This window comes from Acidobacteriota bacterium (assembly GCA_039028635.1).
GTDB lineage: Bacteria > Acidobacteriota > Thermoanaerobaculia > Multivoradales > JBCCEF01 > JBCCEF01.
In genome coordinates this window covers 70,221-87,693 of the sequence record JBCCHV010000014.1, presented here as the reverse complement: position 1 = coordinate 87,693, position 17,473 = coordinate 70,221, and the positions used below count along the sequence as shown (strand labels likewise).

Sequence of the window (17,473 nt, the reverse complement as noted above, 5' to 3'; positions counted from 1 at the left end):
GCATGCGGCACCGAGGTGACGACGCGGTGAAGACCTGCCGAGAGGGCGGGATCTCAGGCGGTGTCGCCGTCGAGAGCAGCTCCCGAGTCGGCTTTCGGATCCTCGGTGTCCAGGTTGCGGGGAATGGTGACCCGGAAGCGCGTTCCCTCGCCGACGCTGCTGTCAACCTCGATCTGGCCGTCGTGCCCCTGAACCACGTGCTTGACGATGGCGAGGCCGAGGCCGGTGCCGCCGGCATCGCGGGAACGACCTTTGTCGACGCGGTAGAAGCGCTCGAAGATGCGCGGCTGCGACTCTTCCGGAATGCCGAGGCCGGTATCCTGGACGGTGAACACGATCGCGCCGTCGTCGATGCCATAGGAGAGGTGAACGCTGCCGCCCTGGTGGTTGTACTTGATGGCGTTGTCGAGCAGATTGACCAGCATGCGCTCCAGGCTGACCTCGTCGCCGCGGAGGAGGGCGCGGGCGGCCCCGGCATCGCAGGGCTCGATGTGGAGGGTGACGCGGCGGGCGTCGGCGGCGCCGCGCAGGACCTCGGTGGCTCGGTCGACCAAGTGGCCGACTTCGAAGGTTCGCTTTTCGAAAGGCGCTTCGACACTCTCGAGGCGGGAGAGCACCAGTAGATCGTCGAGCAAGGCCTGCAAGCGGTGGCACTGCTCGAGAATTCGGACCACGAAGCGCTCGGCGGTGGCGGCCTCTTCGAGGGCGCCGTCGCGCAGCGTCTCGGCGTAGCCGCGGATCGCCGCCAGCGGCGTCTTGAGCTCATGGGAGACGTTGGCGACGAACTCGCGCCGCATGATGGTGAGGCGGGTGTACTCGGTGGTGTCGCGAGCGGTCAGCACGGCGCCGCCGGACTCGGTGTCGAGGGCGTCGGCGGCGAGGGTGACGGTGCGCGGTCGCGGCGGCGGAATTTCGATCTGCCGAATACCGGCCTTGCCCCTTTCCAGGGCTTCGTTGAGGGTGCCCTCGATCTCGGGATTGCGCACCACCTCGAGGGGATAGCGTCCGGTGGCTTCCTGCTCGATGCCGAAGATGTCCCGAAACGCCGGGTTGACCAAGGCGGTCTTGCCGCGACCGTCGATCACCATCACCCCTTCGGAAGTGCTCGACAGGATGGCTTGCAGGTGATCCCGCTCATCGGCGACGGCGTCGATCTGCTCTTCGACGCTCTGGGCGAGGCGGTTGAGGGAGCGGGATAGCTGCGCCAGCTCCTGAGCGCGGGGCGCCGCCAGGCGATGATCGTACCGCCCATCGGCGAGCTCGCGGGCGCCGGCGATGAGCTCGGCGAGGGGGCGAAACAGGCGGCGATCGACCCACCAGGAGTGGCCGGCGGTGACGCCGAGGGCCGCGAAGGCCGCAAAGGCGAGAATGCCGAAGAGGCGGTTGCGTGCTCCGCTGAGCTCGGCCAGGGGTTCGGCCACACGCAGGATGAAGGCTTGCTGGTCGCCTTTGGCGGGCACGGCGAGGGCGACGTAGACGTAGCGACGCAGAGTTGTCGAGCTGTCGCGCAGGGACCAACCCCAACCTTCTTCTGCGGCCTGCTGAATCTCCGGCCGTTGGGCGTGGTTGTCCATGGCTTCGAGCTGCGAGCCGCTGCGAGCACTGTCGGCGATCACTTGGCCGTCCGGCCGGACCACGGTGATGCGCAGCTCGCTCTCGGCGCTGATTTCGTGGACCCAGCGGTGGAGCGGCCGCTGGCCGGTCTCGTTCAGTCGGGAGGCGACCTCCTTCTGGAGGGTGCGAGCGGCGGTCAACAAGCGCTCGGCGGTGTACTCGGCGAGCAGGCGGGGCAGCAGCACAGCGATCAACAGCGCAGCGACCAGGCCGGCGGACAGCACCGGCCAAAGGGGGGCGAGACGTAGCTTGAGCGAAAAGCGCGGGCGAGCCATGGTGGATTCCCGGGGCCTGACGAGGCCGTCTGTCGGTCCTTCGAGGGGAAGGGACTGCGAGCCGAAGTGGGTCCTCTTTCTCCCCGACCCTATTCTAAGGAGGACTGGATTCTAAGGAGGACTGGGAACGGCGCGGTGCCGGTGGGGAAGCCTCAGGGGCGCAGTCGGTAGCCAACGCCGATGATGGTCTCGATGCGATCCGCTTCGTCGGCGAGCTTGCGGCGCAGTCGCCGAATATGGGTGTCGACGGTGCGGCTGTCGATGCCGTCGGCGTAGCCCCAGACGTCGCTCAGCAGTCGGCTGCGCGACTGTACCCGGCCGCGGCGCTCCATCAGCAGCTTGAGAAGGCGGAACTCGGTGGCGGTGAGGGTCACCTCGTCGCCTCGCACCGTCAGGCGATGTCCCGGAATATCGAGCGCGATGGCGCCGAGGTTGAGAGTCTCCGTCGCCTCTGGTTCCGGAACGAAGCGGCGCAGGACGGCCTTGATACGCAGCACCACTTCGCGCGGGCTGAATGGCTTTGGGATGTAGTCGTCGGCGCCCAGCTCGAGGCCCACGATGCGATCGATCTCTTCCGCCTTGGCGGTCAGCATGACGATCGGGATGCGCTCGGTCTCGGGGTTGCGCTTGAGGATTCGGGTGAGGTCGAGACCGTCCATGCCGGGGAGCATCAGGTCGACCACCATCAGATCCGGGGCGCGCGAGCGGGCAGCCTCCAGGGCGTCGTCGCCGCGGGGCACGATCTCGACCCGATAGTCCTCTTTCTCGAGGTTGTAACGCAGAACCTCGGCGATATCGGAGTCGTCTTCGACGATGAGAATTCGTTCTTTCGCCACCGCGCCGAATGTAGCACGGGGATTCCCACAGGGGATGTGGAGAAGTCTGTGGAAAAGCCAGTGGAAAAGGCGTGGAAAGGGCCCCCTGAAGGGCCCTTTTACAGCTTGAACAGAAAGCTGTGCAGGATCGTTAAGTCCATTCCCTGCAGTTACTTGAACTTATTTCAATGAGCGAGGCGGAAGTCCGGCGAAAAGACCGCAGGATTTTCCACAAGCGGATCGGAGAATTCTCTGTGGCGGGGCTGTTAAATCTCTGTGACGCCAGTGTTTAGAGGCGCTTCCGTGAGGGGGCGCCGGGGAGCGATTTTCACCTCCTCCGCAAGATTTCAGAGGGTCGTGGGTTGCAAGGTCAACGCGAGGACGCTGCCGAACGGCAATCCCCGCGGACTTCTGGAAAATCACTCACGGAGACTTCTCAGCGATGACTCGAAAGCTCTTGTTCTCGACCTTGATCTTGACCCTCCTGGTGCCGGCCGTCGTCGGCGCCTCACCCTTCGGCGGTGGCGAAGAAGCCTTCGCCCGCGGTCAGCGCGGCGGCAGCCTCTTCGGCCCCATCCCGCTGGCGCGCCTGGCGCGCTTCCTCGAGCTCACCGAGGATCAGGTGACGGCGATTCGTCAGATTGCCGAAGACACTCGCGATGCCGGGGCGCCGACGCGCGACGAGCTGCGCACGGCCCGTACCGACCTACGAACCCTGCTCGAGGGCGATAGCCCGGACGCCACCACCGTCGGTGAGACGGTGCTGGCGATGCACGACCTGCGGCAGGATCTCCAGGACCTCCGTCAGGGGGCCCGGGATGCGGCCCTCGAAGAGCTCACGGACGAGCAGCGCGATCGCCTCCAGGACCTGCTCGATCGTCGCGGTGAGCGGCCCCGTCGGGGCGCCCGGGGAGCCTTCGGGGCGGCCCCGGAAGCGGCCTTCTGACGCCCTCCCGGCAAGTTCCTCTGCCATCTCCCCGCCGCTTCGAACCGCCGTTCGGGGCGGCCTTTTTCGTCCCCCTCCGGCGCTCCGCCCTGTGATAGTTTGGGCGGGCTTTCCAGTGCCTGGAAAGCATTCCCTGGAGGGCGCGGCCGATGTCCGATGGAACCCTGAGACGGACCCCCCTGTACGAAGCCCACCGTGCGGCAGGCGGCAAGTTGGTGCCCTTCGCCGGCTGGGAGATGCCGGTGCAGTTCAGCGGCTTGATGGAAGAGCATCGCGCGGTGCGAACCGCCGCCGGCCTGTTCGACGTTTCGCACATGGGCGAGATCCGAGTCTGGGGCCGCGGTGCCGAGAGCTTCTTGCAGGCGTTGACTCCCAACGATGTCGCTCGCCTGCAGGATGGCCGAGCCCACTACAGCGGACTGCTGACGGAGCGCGGCACCTACCTCGACGATTTGCTGGTCTACCGGCGTGGTGAGGGCGAGTACCTGCTGGTGGTCAACGCCGCCAATCGGCAGTCCGACTTCGCCCACATCGCTGCTCGAGCGGCGCAGCACGAAGGGGTCGAGGTCGCCGATCACTCGGACGATTACGCTCTCCTCGCCCTGCAGGGGCCGAAGGCGGTGGAGATCTTGGCACCGCTGGCCTCCTTCGACGTCGCCGGCCTGCGCTACTACGGCTTCGGCGAAGGCGAGGTGGACGGCGTTCAGGCCCTGATCTCTCGCACCGGCTACACCGGTGAAGACGGTTACGAGCTCTACGTCGCGCCGCAAGACGCGATCGCCGTCTGGAACCGCTTGATGGCACAGGGCGAGTCTTCCGGCTTGCTGCCGGCCGGCCTCGGCGCCCGCGACACCCTGCGCCTGGAGGCCGCGATGGCGCTCTACGGTCACGAGCTCGATGACACCACCACCCCCTTCGAGGCGGGCCTCGGCTGGGTGGTCAAGATCGACAAGGGAGAGTTTCTCGGCCGCCAGGCGCTGGTCGATCAGAAGGCGGCCGGAGTGCCGCGCAAGCTGATCGGTTTCGAGGTCACCGGCAAGGGCATCGCGCGCGAGGGGCACGGCGTGCTGGTCGACGGCCGTGCCGTCGGCACGGTGACCAGCGGTACCTGGAGTCCGACCTTCGAGAAGGCGCTCGGCCTGGCCTATGTCGAAGCCGACGCCGCCGCCATCGGTGGCGAGATCAGCCTCGAAGTGCGCGGCCGGAGCATTCCGGCGCGCCAGGTGGAAACGCCGTTCTATCGCCGGCCCAAGGGCTAGCCTGGTCGTCGGCCGAGGAGTCATCAGCAAACATCCCGGCGGACCTCGAGTCCTGCCTGAACCGCGGAATGCAGAGGGAGAGGGCGATGTATCCGAGCGACTATCTGTACACCCAGGAGCACGAGTGGGTGCGCGTCGAAGGGGACGAGTGTGTGGTGGGGATCACGGCATTCGCCCAGGAAGAGCTGGGCGAGGTGGTGTTCGTGGAGCTTCCCGAAGTCGGCTCGAAGGTCGCGGCCGGAGCCGAGATCGGCAGCATCGAGTCGGTCAAGGCGGTGGCCGAGCTCTACTCGCCGGTGGCCGGCGAGATCGTCGCCGTCAACGATGAGGTGGTCGACGACGCCGAGATTCTCAACGACGACCCCCACAAGGCCGGTTGGCTGGTGCGCTTGCGGCTCGATTCGAAGGACGGGATCGATCAGCTGATGAACGCCGAGGCCTACAAGGCCTTTCTCGATTCCGGGGAGAGCTGACCTTGACCGACCAGCCGTCCAACGCCGCTGCCAGCGCGCTGCTCGATCGGCCCGCCGGAGTGGCGGGTTCCCGCCTCGATCCTGCCGACACCTTCGTCCGCCGTCACATCGGCCCGACGGAGGCCGAGATCGCTGCCATGCTCGAGGCCCTCGGCGTGTCGAGCCTCGACGAGCTGGTCGATCAGACGTTGCCGAGCGCCATTCGCTTCGCTCGCTCCCTCGAGCTCGAGCCGCTGCCCGGAGTTCCCGCCGATCGCCTGCTCGGCGAGCGTGAGCTGCTCGATCGCATGGCCGCCATGGCGGAGCGCAATCAGCGCTTCCGCTCCTACCTCGGCCAGGGGTACCACGACTGCATCGTGCCGCCGGTGATCCAGCGCAACATCCTCGAGAATCCCGGCTGGTACACCCAGTACACGCCCTATCAGTCGGAGATCTCGCAGGGCCGGCTGGAGGCGTTGATCAACTTTCAGACCACCATCGCCGATCTCACCGGATTGCCGATCGCCAACGCCTCGCTGCTCGATGAGGGCACGGCGGCGGCCGAGGCGATGCAGGTCTGTCGCAACGTCGTGCGCACCGGCAGCAGCTTCTTCGTCGCCGACGACTGCCATCCGCAGACCCTGGCGGTGATCGAGACCCGCGCCGAGCACCTCGGCATCGAGGTGGTCGTGGGGGATCCGGAGAGCTTCGACTTCGCCGCCGGCGAGATCTTCGGAGCGCTGCTCCAGTACCCCGCCACGGACGGCCGGATTCGCCATCTGGCACCGATCATCGAGCGCATCCATGGTGCCGGAGCGCGGGCGGTGGTCGCCGCCGATCTCCTCGCCCTGACCCTGCTGCAAGCGCCCGGCGAGTTGGGCGCGGACATCGCCGTCGGATCGGCCCAGCGGTTCGGTGTACCGCTGGGTTACGGCGGGCCTCATGCCGCCTATCTGTCCGTCGGTGAGAAGCTCAAGCGGCGCATCCCGGGGCGCATCATCGGGGTCTCCCACGACGTCGCCGGGAAGACCGCCTACCGCATGGCGCTGCAGACCCGTGAGCAGCACATTCGTCGCGAGAAGGCGACCAGCAACATCTGCACCGCACAGGTGCTGCTGGCGGTGATGGCCGGCATGTACGCGGTCTACCACGGCCCCGAGGGACTCAAGACCATCGCGCGCCGGGTCCATACTCTGACGGCGACCCTCGCCGAGGGGCTCCGGCGACTGGGCTACGAGGTGCCGCGGGAGTTCTTCGACACGCTGGCGGTGCGCGCGCCGGGCAAGGCGGCGTCGCTGGTGGCGGCGGCGGAGCGCCGGCGCATGAACCTGCGCCGGCTCGACGACGACCGGGTGGCGATCGCCCTCGACGAGACCTGCGGAGAAGAGGATCTGGTCGACCTGCTGGCGGTCTTCGCTGGCGAGAGCGAGCACCCGGAAGCGGTGGCCGACCCGCGGGCTCTGGCCGCGGAAGCGCCCACCGGTCTGCCGGCCGCTCTGCTGCGGCAGTCGGCGTTTCTCGAGCACCCGGTCTTCCACCGCTACCAGACGGAGCACGAGATGCTGCGCTACCTGCGGCGGCTGGAGTCGCGCGATCTCTCGTTGACGCGCTCGATGATTCCCCTCGGCTCCTGCACCATGAAGCTCAACGCCACCGCCGAGATGATGCCCCTGTCCCATCCCGGTTGGGGTGGCATTCATCCCTTCGCGCCGCCGGCCCAGGCGGAGGGCTACACCGAGCTCTTCCGCAGTCTCGAGCGCTGGCTCGAGGAGATCACCGGCTTCGCCGCCATCTCGCTGCAGCCGAATGCCGGCGCTCAGGGCGAGTATGCCGGCCTCAAGGTGATCCGCGCCTACCACGAGGCCCGCGGCGATGGGCATCGCGACATCTGCCTGATTCCGGTCTCGGCTCACGGCACCAATCCGGCTTCGGCGGTGATGGCGGGCATGCGAGTGGTGCCGGTGGCCTGCGATGACGAAGGCAACATCGATCTCGCCGATCTCGCCGCCAAGGCCGAGGAGCATCGCGACCGCTTGGCGGCGGCGATGGTGACCTACCCCTCGACCCACGGCGTGTTCGAGGAAGGCATTCGCGAGCTCTGCGACCAGGTGCATCGGCACGGCGGTCAGGTCTACCTCGATGGCGCCAACCTCAACGCCCAGGTCGGTCTTTGCCGGCCCGGGGACTATGGCGCCGATGTCTGCCACCTCAACCTGCACAAGACCTTCTGCATCCCCCACGGCGGTGGCGGCCCGGGGATGGGTCCGATCGGAGTGATGGCCCACCTGGCGCCCTTCCTGCCCGGTCATCCGGTGATTCCGACGGGCGGCGAGCAGGCGATCGGACCGATCTCGGCGGCGCCCTGGGGGAGTGCCAGCATTCTGACCATCTCGTGGGCCTACATCGCGCTGATGAACGGTGCCGGGTTGACCCGCGCGACGCAGGTCGCGATCCTCAACGCCAACTACATGAAGGCGCGTCTCGAGGAGCACTATCCGGTGCTCTATCGCGGCCGCAATGGCCGGGTCGCCCACGAGTTCATTCTCGATCTGCGGCCCTTCAAGGCGGACTCCGGGGTGGAGGCGGAAGACGTCGCCAAGCGCTTGATGGACTTCGGGTTCCATGCTCCGACGATGTCCTTCCCGGTCGCTGGCACCCTGATGATCGAGCCCACCGAGAGCGAGTCGCGGCAAGAGCTCGATCGCCTGTGCGATGCCCTGATCGCCATTCGCGGCGAGATTCGGGAGATCGAGGAAGGGCGGGCGGATCGCCAGGACAATCCGCTGAAGAACGCCCCCCATACGGCCAACGCCGTGGTGACGAGCGATTGGAGTCATCCCTACAGCCGCGAGCAGGCGGTGTTCCCGGCGCCCTGGGTGCGGGACCACAAGTTCTGGCCGGCGGTGGCCCGTATCGACAACGCCTGGGGTGACAAGAACCTGATGTGCTCGTGCCCACCGATGGAGGCCTACGAAGGCCCTGACCCGGCGTGACCCGAATCGAGCAGAGCCTGTTTCTGCTGCTGCTGGCGGTCTGGATGGTGGCCCTGCTGCAGCTCTTCGGGCTGCTGCCGGCGATGGCGACCTTGAATCTGTCCTTCTACTCCCTGTACTCGGTGGCCGCCGTCAGCGGTTGGCTGGCCGGCAACGTCTTCGTTCGCCGGGTGCGCGGCCAGCATCCCGAGCTGCGTCGCTGGTTTCTGGCCGCCTACATGTCCTGTCCGCCGGGAGTGCTGATCCTGTTGCGCTCGCTGGCGCCGCCGGAGGCCCAGGCGGCCGCTCCCCTGGTGCCGCTGCTGGCGGTGGCGATCTACTGCATCTTCTTCCTCGTGCCGGTCACCCTGCGGCGGGTGGCGACGGCGCCGGAGGACCGGCGATGAGCCCTCTGGCGCCTCTGCTGGCGGATCTCGCGGGCCGCGGCTCGGTGCTGGTGGCCTTTTCCGGCGGGGTCGACTCGGCGGTGGTGGCGGCGCTGGCACAGCGTGCCCTGGGGGATCGTGCCCTGGCGGTGACCGCGGCGGCCGAGACCCTCGCCGGTCGCGAGCTCGACAACGCTCGCCAGGTGGCGGCGGAGATCGGCATCGCCCATCGCATCGTCACCTACAGCGAGCTCGACGAGCCCCAGTTCGTCGCCAACCCCAAGTACCGCTGCTACGTCTGCCAGGGCCTGCGCATGGACACCATGCTGCGGGTGGCGGCGGAGGAGGGCTTTGAGGTGGTCTGCGACGGCACCAACGCTTCCGATCCGGGACCCGACCGACCGGGCTTGAAGGCGGTCGAGGAGCGCGGCGTCTACAGCCCGCTGTTGGCCCACGGCGTCACCAAGGAGGGGGTGCGAGGGCTCGCCCACGAGCTCGGCCTGTCGGTGTGGGACCGGCCATCGAACGCCTGCCTGTCGTCGCGCATTCCGCACGGTCAGCTCGTCACCCTCGGCAAGCTGCGGCTGGTCGAGGCGGCGGAGGACATCCTCGCCGATGCCGGCTTCCGGATCGTCCGCGTGCGTCACGACCGAGGACGAGCGCGGGTCGAGGTGGGGGAGGACGAGGTGGCGCGCCTGCGCCGCGCCTGGCCGCTCCTCGAGCCGCGGCTGCTGGCCCTCGGCTTCGAGTCCGTCGAAATCGATCCCCGCGGCTACGCCAGTGGCGGTGCCGACCGCCCGCAACCGCTGGTCGAAGGCGCCGCCTCGCGGGGCTGAGGGACGCCGTGGACCGCCGTCGGCTCGATGCTCTCCTCGCCGCCGTGGCGGCCGGCGAAGTGGCCCCTGCGGAGGCTGCCGAGCGCCTCGCCGAGCTGCCCTATGCCGATCTCGGCATGGCGCGCCTCGACCTGCATCGCGAGTTGCGGGGTGGCCAGCCGGAGACGGTTTTCGCCGAGGGCAAGACGGCGGATGACCTGGTGGCCATCGGCCGGCGCCTCTGGCAGGCCCACGGTCGCCTGCTGGTGACTCGCCTCGACGCCGCCAAGGCCGAAGTCCTCGTCGGCGAGATTCCCCAGGCGCGTTACCACCGGCGGGCTCGGCTACTCACCGCCGGTGAGCAGCCGGAGGCCCACCTCGGCCCGGTGGCGGTGCTGGCGGCGGGGACCTCGGATTTGCCGGTGGCGGAGGAGGCGGCGCTCTGCGCGAGCTGGTTCGGGGTGCGCGTCGAGCGGCTTTTCGACGTCGGCGTCGCCGGCCTCCATCGTCTCCTCGGCGAGCTCGCGACGGTGCGCCGGGCGCGCGCCGTGATCGTGGTGGCGGGGATGGACGGGGCCCTGCCGTCGGTGGTCGCCGGTCTGGTGGCGACGCCGGTGGTGGCGGTGCCGACGAGCGTCGGCTACGGCGCCTCCTTCGGTGGCGTGGCGGCATTGCTGACCATGCTCAACGCCTGTGCCGGGGGAGTTTCGGTCGTCAATATCGACAATGGTTTCGGGGCCGCCGTGGTGACGTCTCGCATGCTCGTCGCGGCGACTCCTCGGGAGGAAAACTCATGAGTTCCGTAGAACGCTATCCCATCGGTCCCCTGCGCCCGCCCAAGAATTGGGACGCCGCCCGGCGGGAGAAATCGATCAAACGCTTCGAGCACCACCCGAGGGCCCTGCGCGCCGCCGCATCGGGCCTCGAGGACGATCAGCTCGACACCCCCTATCGGCCCGCCGGATGGACCCTGCGGCAGGTGGTGCATCACCTGGCCGACAGCCACCTCAACGGTTATATCCGCTTCAAGCTCGCCTTGACCGAGACCCGGCCCACCATCCGGCCCTACGATCAGGAAGCCTGGGCGGCGCTTCCCGACTCGGCGACCGACATCGGGGTTTCTCTCGACCTGCTCGATGCCGTGCACCGGCGCTGGAGCCGGGTGATGCGGGCGATGGAAGAGGCGGACTGGCAGCGCGAGCTGATTCATCCCGAAGAGGACGAGGTCAAGGACTTGACCTGGGCCCTCGCCCTCTACACCTGGCACGGGGAGCACCATCGATTGCACATCACCGGCTTCCGCCAGCGCCGCGGCTGGTAAGGGTCGCGTCCCTCAGGCGGTGCGTTGGCTGGCGAGGCGGGCCAACAGCTCGTCGACCGGCAGGGTGTTGAGCACCATCTCCGGCTCGATCCAGGCGCGGCGCGCTTGCTCGATGCCGTAGGAGAGCAGGTCGAGGTGCTCCGGGCGGTGGGCGTCGGTGTTGATCACGATCGGCACGCCGAGCTCGCGAGCCCGCATCAGATGAATGTCCGGCAGGTCGAGACGGCGCGGGCGGCAGTTGATCTCGACCGCGACGCGCTGATCGCGGGCGGTTTCGAGGAGGGCGTCGACGTCGATATCGATCGGCCCCCGTTTGGGAATCGAACGTCCTAGAGGGTGTCCCAGAATGCTGACCGCCGGGTGCTCGAGGGCGGTCACCAGGCGCTTCGTCTGCTGATCCCGGGGGAGGTCGAAGTGGCTGTGAACGGAGGCCACCACCAGGTCGAGCTGGGCGAGACTCTCGTCGTCCATGTCGAGGCTCCCATCGGCCAGGATGTCGACCTCGAGGGCGCGCAGAATGCGGATCTCCGGGTGGCGCTCGGCGATCTCCTCGATCTCCCGCCATTGCTGCCGCAGGCGCTCGGCATTGAGCCCGCCGACCATGGCGAGGGCCGGACTGTGGTCGGCGATCGCCATGTACTGGTGGCCGCGGGCCTTGCAGGCGATCACCATCTCCTCGAGGGTGACCTTGCCATCGGACCAGGTGGAGTGCATGTGCAGGTCGCCGCGGAGCTGCTCGCGGCGCAGCGGCGTCGGTAGGCCGCCGGCGCCGGCGGCGCGCAGCTCGCCGCGGTCCTCGCGCAGCTCCGGAGGGATCCAGTCGAGGCCGACGGCGCGGTAGATCTCGTCTTCCCGAGCCCCGCCGAGGGCGCTTTCGTCACCTTCCCGAAAGACGCCGTACTCGGAGATCTTGAGGCCGCGCTCGACGGCCCGGCGGCGCAGGTGGACGTTGTGCTCTTTGGAGCCCGTGAAGTAGACCAGGGCGGCGCCGTAGCTGGCCTCGGGAACCACCCGCAAATCAACCTGCAGGCCGGAGGCGAGGAGCACGCTGGCACGCGTCTCGCCGGCCATGGTCACCGCCTCGACCTGCGGAAAGCTGGTGAAGTGCCGAATCAAGGCTCCGCCATCGCCTTCGCAGGTGGCGAGGAGGTCGAGGTCGCCGACGGTCTCGCGGCGCCGCCGCAGGCTGCCGGCGGCTTCGAGGCGACCGACCCCCGGGAAGCGGCGCAGATGGGCGAGCAGCGGTTCGACGATCAGATCGGCGTCGGCGAGACGAAAGCGCCCGCGGTGCTGGCGACTGCGAATCAGGGCGCGCAGGATCTTGTCCTGGCTGGTGAGGCCGAAGCCGCTGAGGGGGGCGATCTTGCCGGCCTTGGCCGCCGACTCCAGATCGCCGAGGCCGGCGACGCCGAGCTCGCGCCACAACCGCTCGGCCTTGCGGGGGCCGACGCCCGGGACTTCCTTGACCCTCAGCAGTCCCCGTGGGTAGGTGGCGAGGAGCTCGCGATGCCGCTCCAGCTCGCCCGTCTCCACCAGCTCGACGATGTGCTTTGCGAGCTCCTTGCCGATGCCGTCGAGCTGGGTCAGATCCTCGCCGGCCGCCACCCGTCGGGCCAGCGGCACGGTCTGCCCCTCGAGGGTGTGGATGGCGTTGCGGTAGGCCCGAATGCGAAAGCGATTGGCCTGCTTGATCTCGAGCAGGCCGGCGGTTTCTCGCAGGATGCGGATGATGGCGGCGTTGTCCATGCGGGGCGATCTTATCCGCAGAAGGGCCGTCCCTCGGGACCAGTCCGTGACGAACCCGAAACGGCTCGCGAGGCGCCGGCTCGCCGGCTCCCGAAGAGCTTCGGATCAGCCCCTCTGGCTGCCGCGGCGGGAACTTCTCGCCGTGCACCGCAGTCCAATCGTCCGGAGCCCGACGCTGCGATCGATGATGAAGACCACCTTGCGCCTGCTCGTTCTCGCCGCCGTCCTGGCCTGGGCCTGGTTCGACACCGCCTCACCGGGGCCACCGCCAGCGCTGCCGCCGGCGGAGGAGGTCGTCGAGGAGTGGGCGCAACGGCTGATCACGGCGGCCGAGGCGCGGGTGGGAAGAACCCGCCTCTACGATCCGTCCTACGTGGCCCTCGAGTATCCCGGCGGCGATGTCGCGAGCGATCGGGGAGTCTGTACCGATGTGGTGATTCGCGCCTATCGCGATGGCCTCGGGATCGACCTCCAGGAGCGGATCCACGAAGACATGGCGGCGAGCTTTGCGGCCTATCCCAAAACCTGGGGCCTGCGCCGACCGGATCGCAACATCGACCACCGCCGGGTGCCGAACCTGGAGACGTTCTTCGAGCGCCGGGGCGCCGCCCTGCCGGTCACGCAGCAGGCCGAGGACTATCGTCCCGGAGATCTCGTGACGCAGCGCCTACCGGGCAATCTGCCGCACATCGCGATTGTCACCCGACATCGCAGCAGCGATGGCCAACGCCCTCTGGTGGTGCACAACATCGGCGCCGGCACCCGTCTCGAAGACGCCCTCTTCGCCTTTCCGATCCACCGCCATTTTCGCTTCTCCGGCGAGCGCGCCGCCGCTTCGACGACCGAAAAATAGATCGTCGCAGTTGCGAGCGACTGCCCTCGAAGGTTCCTTGCGAAACCTTGCTTCGGACCCTGCGAAGCTGCTTCGCCGGGTCACTTCTGTTGGACTCCGGATGACGTTTCCGCCGAGAGGCCAGAAAGGCTGGCTCCGGGGAGAGGCGACGTCGTGGAGGGAGGATTGCAATGACCGAGCAAGAATTGCTGGATCTGTGGAAGGAAGTGGCTGGCCTACCCGACAATGTGTCGTGGAATGAGGACTCGCTGTATGGATATTTTCAGCGCTTCCGCCCCCATGGCGGTGACATCCCGAAGGCCTTCGAGTCCCTCGACCGAGGGTCCGAGGTGTTGGCCCGGGTAATGGGTGTGTTCGCGGCGACGGCCGAGGGATTCGCTCCGGGAGATGCCTACTTCATCGTGCGAGCTCCCTTGCCGGCGAGCGACGACGATCTGGTGGCTCTGGCTCGCCGCCAGCTCACCGCCTGGGCCGTCATCGGGGAGGAGATGGAGGACGAGGAGATCATCGGCTGGGCGAGTAGCGCGGCGAAAGTTCGGGTCGTGCGCAAGGCGCCCGAGGATGCCACCTTCGAAACCGAACGGGCCGCCGCGCTCTACGATCTGCTGACCGACTGGGCCTTTGGGAGCGACCCGAGCGAGTCGAACGCCAGCTTGATGGGCGAGGCCTTCTATTCCATCGCGTGCGACCCTTATCTCACCCAGCATCTGACCTGGCCCTGGCACCGCGACAACAGCGATGCCGAGGAGCCTTTCGAGCCCCACTTCGAGCTGTGGCGCCGGGGCGCCCGTCTCGCCTACCTCGACAACGGGGAGATCGAGGTCTACCGCGAGCCCCAGGGCTAGGGCGTGACGCCGTGCTCGGCGAGGAGGGCGAGGAAACCGTCGGCGTCGAGGATCTCGATGTCGAGGGCGACCGCCTTGTCGTACTTCGATCCCGGGTCTTCGCCCGCGACCACGTAGTCGGTGGCCTTGCTGACGGATCCGGTGACCTTCGCTCCCAGGCCTTCGGCAAGCTCCTTGGCCTGGCGTCGGGAGAGCTCTCCGAGGCCTCCGGTGAAGACCATTTTCTTGCCCGCGAGAGGAGGTTCTCCGGCCTCATCCTGCGGCTCCGGAGGCCCGGGCTCGACCAGGGTGACGCGGCCGTCGAGGAGGGCGTCGAGCACCGCCCGGTAGCGCTCTTCGGCGAAGAAGGCGACGATCTCCTCGGACACTCGCGGGCCGACGCCGGCCACCTCCTGGAGGGCGGCATCGTCGGCCTGGCGTAGGGCCTCGAAGGTTCCGAAGTGACGGGCCAGGTCGCGTGCCGTGGTCACGCCGACCTCGGGAATGCCGAGGCCGTAGAGGAAGCGGTGCAGCTCGGCGTTGGAAGCGGTCGCGATCGCCGCCACCAGGTCGGTGGCGGACTTCTTACCGAAGCCTTCGAGGGACATCAGCGGGCGTGCTTCGAGGTCGAAGATGTCCGGCAGGTTGGTGACCAGCTTTTCGGCCACGAACAGCCGCACGCTCTTTTCACCGAGGCCTTCGATGTCGAGGGCATCGCGGGAAGCGAAGTGAATCAAGCGCCCTTCGAGCTGGGCCGGGCACTCGAAGCTGTTGGGGCAGAGGACGAAGGGGCCCTTGTCGATCAGGGGGGTGTCGCAGGACGGGCAGCGTTCCGGCATCGCCCAGGGAGCGGCACGCTCGCGATCCGGCTCGGGAATCACTTCGAGAACCTGCGGAATGACGTCGCCGGCACGCTGAATCCGCACCCGGTCGCCTTCGCGCACGTCTTTGCGCGCCAGCTCTTCGCGGTTGTGGAGGGTGGCGCGACTGACGGTGACACCGCTCAGCTCGACGGGTCGCAGCATCGCCACCGGGGTGACCACGCCGGTGCGACCGACGCTTGGGAGGATCTGCATCAGCCGGGTGATTTCTCGGCGCGGTGGAAACTTGAAGGCGAAGGCCCAGCGCGGATGCCGCGAGGTCGTGCCGAGGGTTTCGCGCGCCGCCAGGTCATCGAGCTTGATGACGATGCCGTCGATCTCGAACCCGAGATCGTCGCGCCGGGTATCGAGATCCGCGTGGTAGGCGAGGATGTCTTCGACGGTCTCGCCGCGGCTCGACAGGGAGGACACCGGCAGGCCCCAGTCGCGCAGCCTCTCGAACACCTCCCACTGCCGCGTCGGCGCCTGCTCCGCGTGATCGCCCCAATCGACCGCCAGGATGTCGTAGACGTAGATGTCGAGGGGCTTGGCGGCGGTGTCCCGCGGATCGAGCTGCCGCAGGGCACCGGCGGCGACATTGCGGGGATTGGCGAAGGGGTCGCGGCCGGCCGCCACCAAGCGTTCGTTGAGCTTGTCGAACTCTTCGATCCGCATGATGACCTCGCCGCGCAGGGAGAGGAACGGCGGAATCGGGCGGCGGTCGCTCTGCAGGCGCAGCGGCAGCGATCGGATGGTGCGGGCGTTTTCGGTGATGCCCTCGCCGCGTCGGCCGTCGCCGCGGGTGGCGGCACCGCTCAACAGGCCGTCGCGATAGACCACCTCGAGGGACGCACCATCGAGCTTGGGCTCGATGGTGTAGGCGACGGCAGCACCTTCGAGGCCCTTGCGCAGGCGCTCGTCGAAGCGCTGCAGGGCGGCCTCGTCCTGGTCCGAATCGAGGCTCAACATGGGCGCCGCATGGTCCACCGCCGGAAAGCCGTCGAGGGGAGCGCCGCCGACCCGCTGGGTGGGGGAGTCGGGCGTGACCAGCTCCGGGAAGGTCTCTTCGAGATCCTTCAGGCGATGGTAGAGACGGTCGTAGGCGGCGTCCGAGATGCGCGGTTCGTCGCGCACGTAGTAGAGGTGGTCATGGTGGCGGATTTCCTGCCGTAGGCGGGCCACCTCGCGGTTCGCTTCCTGTCGGTCCATGTCTTTTGAATTCATGCAGTTGAGAGGAAAATGAACGCCTCGTCGAGGGCTTTCCGGGACTCTAGCATAGGGTCGCCGCGGCGGATTCGAAGGGGTCACCGATCCTCGCTCCGGCGGGAAGCCAGGGCTCGGATCCGACGCTGGCGAGGGCCTTCTCAGTCGGCGGTCCGGCGCTGCGGGAACCGGGCCTTGCGGTCGCCACCCCAGGGCCCCCGGAGGGCCGTAGAATGGCGAGCGATGAAGGCCTATGGAGCACCGGACATGTGGCGACGCTTGCTGCGGCGCCGGCATCGCTTGCTGGCACCCCTCTGGCGTCGCCTCGAACGCGACGACCTGATGCTGTCGTCGGCGGCCCTCGCTTTCTTCTTCCTGCTGACGGTGTTTCCGTTGCTGCTGGTGCTGACCAACATCTTCGGACTGGTGGCCGACGACGCCTGGCATCTGCGAGGGCGCCTGTTCGACATGCTGGGAAGGATCTCGCCCAGTGCCGGCGTCACCAACCTCCTGCGCCAGACCCTCGACGAGATCGCCCGCGAGGCCTCGACCCGCAAGATCTACCTCGGCACCCTGGTGGCGCTGTGGGCTTCGTCCTTCGGAGTCGCCGCCATCGGCCGGGTGCTCAACGCCGCCCACGGCACTCGTGAGGGGCGTCGCTGGGTCTTGCGCAAGGCCCAGGGCATGCTGCTGGTGATTTCCTTCGCTTTCCTCAGCCTGGCGGCGCTGGCGACGATCTTCTTCGGCGGCGAGGTCGCCCTCAAGCTGGCCGAGCTCGGCGATGTCGCCGAAGTCTTCGTTCCGATGTGGCAGACCGCTCAGTGGCTGGTGGTCTTCGGCGGCCTGCTGCTGGCCTTCGACCTGATCCTCAATCTGACCCCCAACATCACCCGGCGTCAGCGCGGCTGGTTCACGCCGGGAGCAGTTCTCGGGGTCGGCCTGTGGGTGCTGGCATCGCTGGGTCTGCGCGCCTACCTCGAGCTGGCGCCCCTCTCGACCCGCGCCTACGGCTCCTTGGCGGTGGTCATCGCCTTGCTCTTCTGGTTCTTCGTCACCGGTGCCGCGATTCTGATCGCCGGCGAGCTCAACTCCGAGCTCACAGACCCGCAGTAGAGCCCGCCGAGCCCGCCTC

Annotated in this window: 15 protein-coding genes; 11 read left to right on the top strand and 4 right to left on the bottom strand. The window is 68.1% G+C overall.

The window, feature by feature from the left end; genetic code table 11:
• Positions 1-53 precede the first annotated feature (53 nt).
• Together AAF604_08330 and AAF604_08325 are read right to left on the bottom strand one after the other, a co-directional pair.
• Entirely contained in the window at positions 54-1,889 is a 1,836-nt protein-coding gene (locus AAF604_08330; GenBank protein MEM7049651.1) for an ATP-binding protein, read from the bottom strand.
• Positions 1,890-2,041: 152 nt separating this feature from the next.
• Positions 2,042-2,725: a response regulator transcription factor gene (locus AAF604_08325; protein MEM7049650.1), complete on the bottom strand. Its 684-nt coding sequence runs from the start codon at positions 2,723-2,725 to the stop codon at positions 2,042-2,044.
• A gap of 421 nt (positions 2,726-3,146) precedes the next feature.
• Between AAF604_08325 and AAF604_08320 the strand changes: the two genes are divergently transcribed.
• The 8 genes from AAF604_08320 to AAF604_08285 all read left to right on the top strand — a co-directional run bounded on the left by AAF604_08320 (position 3,147) and on the right by AAF604_08285 (position 10,855).
• Positions 3,147-3,650 carry a Spy/CpxP family protein refolding chaperone gene (locus tag AAF604_08320; protein MEM7049649.1) on the top strand — a complete coding sequence of 168 codons (504 nt, stop codon included), beginning with the start codon at positions 3,147-3,149 and terminating at the stop codon, positions 3,648-3,650.
• A 149-nt stretch (positions 3,651-3,799) separates the two neighbouring features.
• Positions 3,800-4,909 carry a glycine cleavage system aminomethyltransferase GcvT gene (gene gcvT, locus AAF604_08315; protein MEM7049648.1) on the top strand — a complete coding sequence of 370 codons (1,110 nt, stop codon included), beginning with the start codon at positions 3,800-3,802 and terminating at the stop codon, positions 4,907-4,909.
• Positions 4,910-4,995: 86 nt separating this feature from the next.
• Positions 4,996-5,382 (top strand): glycine cleavage system protein GcvH, encoded by a 387-nt coding sequence (gene gcvH, locus AAF604_08310; GenBank protein MEM7049647.1) that lies wholly within the window; start codon positions 4,996-4,998, stop codon positions 5,380-5,382.
• Between the two features lie 59 nt (positions 5,383-5,441).
• Complete coding sequence (gene gcvP / locus AAF604_08305) at positions 5,442-8,354, top strand: aminomethyl-transferring glycine dehydrogenase (GenBank protein ID MEM7049646.1); 2,913 nt, start codon at positions 5,442-5,444, stop codon at positions 8,352-8,354.
• Positions 8,351-8,740 (top strand): hypothetical protein, encoded by a 390-nt coding sequence (locus AAF604_08300; GenBank protein MEM7049645.1) that lies wholly within the window; start codon positions 8,351-8,353, stop codon positions 8,738-8,740. Before gcvP ends, AAF604_08300 begins: the two co-directional genes overlap by 4 nt.
• A complete protein-coding gene (gene larE, locus AAF604_08295; protein MEM7049644.1) occupies positions 8,737-9,555 on the top strand; it encodes an ATP-dependent sacrificial sulfur transferase LarE in 819 nt (272 codons plus the stop codon). The genes AAF604_08300 and larE overlap by 4 nt, the downstream gene beginning before the upstream one ends.
• Before the next feature lie 8 nt (positions 9,556-9,563).
• A complete protein-coding gene (gene larB, locus AAF604_08290) occupies positions 9,564-10,331 on the top strand; it encodes a nickel pincer cofactor biosynthesis protein LarB (protein MEM7049643.1) in 768 nt (255 codons plus the stop codon).
• Entirely contained in the window at positions 10,328-10,855 is a 528-nt protein-coding gene (locus AAF604_08285; GenBank protein MEM7049642.1) for a YfiT family bacillithiol transferase, read from the top strand. Before larB ends, AAF604_08285 begins: the two co-directional genes overlap by 4 nt.
• A gap of 12 nt (positions 10,856-10,867) precedes the next feature.
• Here the strand turns inward: AAF604_08285 and polX are convergent, their stop codons facing one another.
• On the bottom strand, positions 10,868-12,601 hold the full coding sequence (gene polX / locus AAF604_08280; GenBank protein ID MEM7049641.1) for a DNA polymerase/3'-5' exonuclease PolX: 1,734 nt from the start codon (positions 12,599-12,601) through the stop codon (positions 10,868-10,870).
• Between the two features lie 184 nt (positions 12,602-12,785).
• Here polX and AAF604_08275 point away from each other — a divergent pair, with 184 nt between their 5' ends.
• The gene (locus AAF604_08275) at positions 12,786-13,454 is read left to right on the top strand and encodes a DUF1287 domain-containing protein (protein ID MEM7049640.1); all 669 of its coding nucleotides are present in this window, start codon (positions 12,786-12,788) and stop codon (positions 13,452-13,454) included.
• Between the two features lie 170 nt (positions 13,455-13,624).
• Positions 13,625-14,299 carry a hypothetical protein gene (locus tag AAF604_08270; GenBank protein ID MEM7049639.1) on the top strand — a complete coding sequence of 225 codons (675 nt, stop codon included), beginning with the start codon at positions 13,625-13,627 and terminating at the stop codon, positions 14,297-14,299.
• Here AAF604_08270 and ligA read toward each other — a convergent pair.
• Positions 14,296-16,347, bottom strand: a complete 2,052-nt coding sequence (gene ligA, locus AAF604_08265; protein ID MEM7049638.1) for an NAD-dependent DNA ligase LigA — start codon at positions 16,345-16,347, stop codon at positions 14,296-14,298. The genes AAF604_08270 and ligA overlap by 4 nt on opposite strands.
• Positions 16,348-16,584: 237 nt before the next feature.
• On the opposite strand from ligA, the gene AAF604_08260 reads away from it, so the two are divergent.
• The gene (locus AAF604_08260) at positions 16,585-17,454 is read left to right on the top strand and encodes a YihY/virulence factor BrkB family protein (protein MEM7049637.1); all 870 of its coding nucleotides are present in this window, start codon (positions 16,585-16,587) and stop codon (positions 17,452-17,454) included.
• Positions 17,455-17,473 lie beyond the last annotated feature (19 nt).

Bases quoted from the DNA above. Each gene is read 5' to 3' on its own strand.
- AAF604_08320 (MEM7049649.1), top strand. From the start codon at position 3,147: ATGACTCGAAAGCTCTTGTTCTCGACCTTGATCTTGACCCTCCTGGTG.
- AAF604_08285 (MEM7049642.1), top strand. From the start codon at position 10,328: ATGAGTTCCGTAGAACGCTATCCCATCGGTCCCCTGCGCCCGCCCAAG.
- polX (MEM7049641.1), bottom strand. From the start codon at position 12,601: ATGGACAACGCCGCCATCATCCGCATCCTGCGAGAAACCGCCGGCCTG.
- ligA (MEM7049638.1), bottom strand. From the start codon at position 16,347: ATGGACCGACAGGAAGCGAACCGCGAGGTGGCCCGCCTACGGCAGGAA.
- AAF604_08270 (MEM7049639.1), top strand. From the start codon at position 13,625: ATGACCGAGCAAGAATTGCTGGATCTGTGGAAGGAAGTGGCTGGCCTA.
- gcvT (MEM7049648.1), top strand. From the start codon at position 3,800: ATGTCCGATGGAACCCTGAGACGGACCCCCCTGTACGAAGCCCACCGT.
- AAF604_08260 (MEM7049637.1), top strand. From the start codon at position 16,585: ATGAAGGCCTATGGAGCACCGGACATGTGGCGACGCTTGCTGCGGCGC.
- larE (MEM7049644.1), top strand. From the start codon at position 8,737: ATGAGCCCTCTGGCGCCTCTGCTGGCGGATCTCGCGGGCCGCGGCTCG.
- gcvH (MEM7049647.1), top strand. From the start codon at position 4,996: ATGTATCCGAGCGACTATCTGTACACCCAGGAGCACGAGTGGGTGCGC.
- AAF604_08330 (MEM7049651.1), bottom strand. From the start codon at position 1,889: ATGGCTCGCCCGCGCTTTTCGCTCAAGCTACGTCTCGCCCCCCTTTGG.
- AAF604_08275 (MEM7049640.1), top strand. From the start codon at position 12,786: ATGATGAAGACCACCTTGCGCCTGCTCGTTCTCGCCGCCGTCCTGGCC.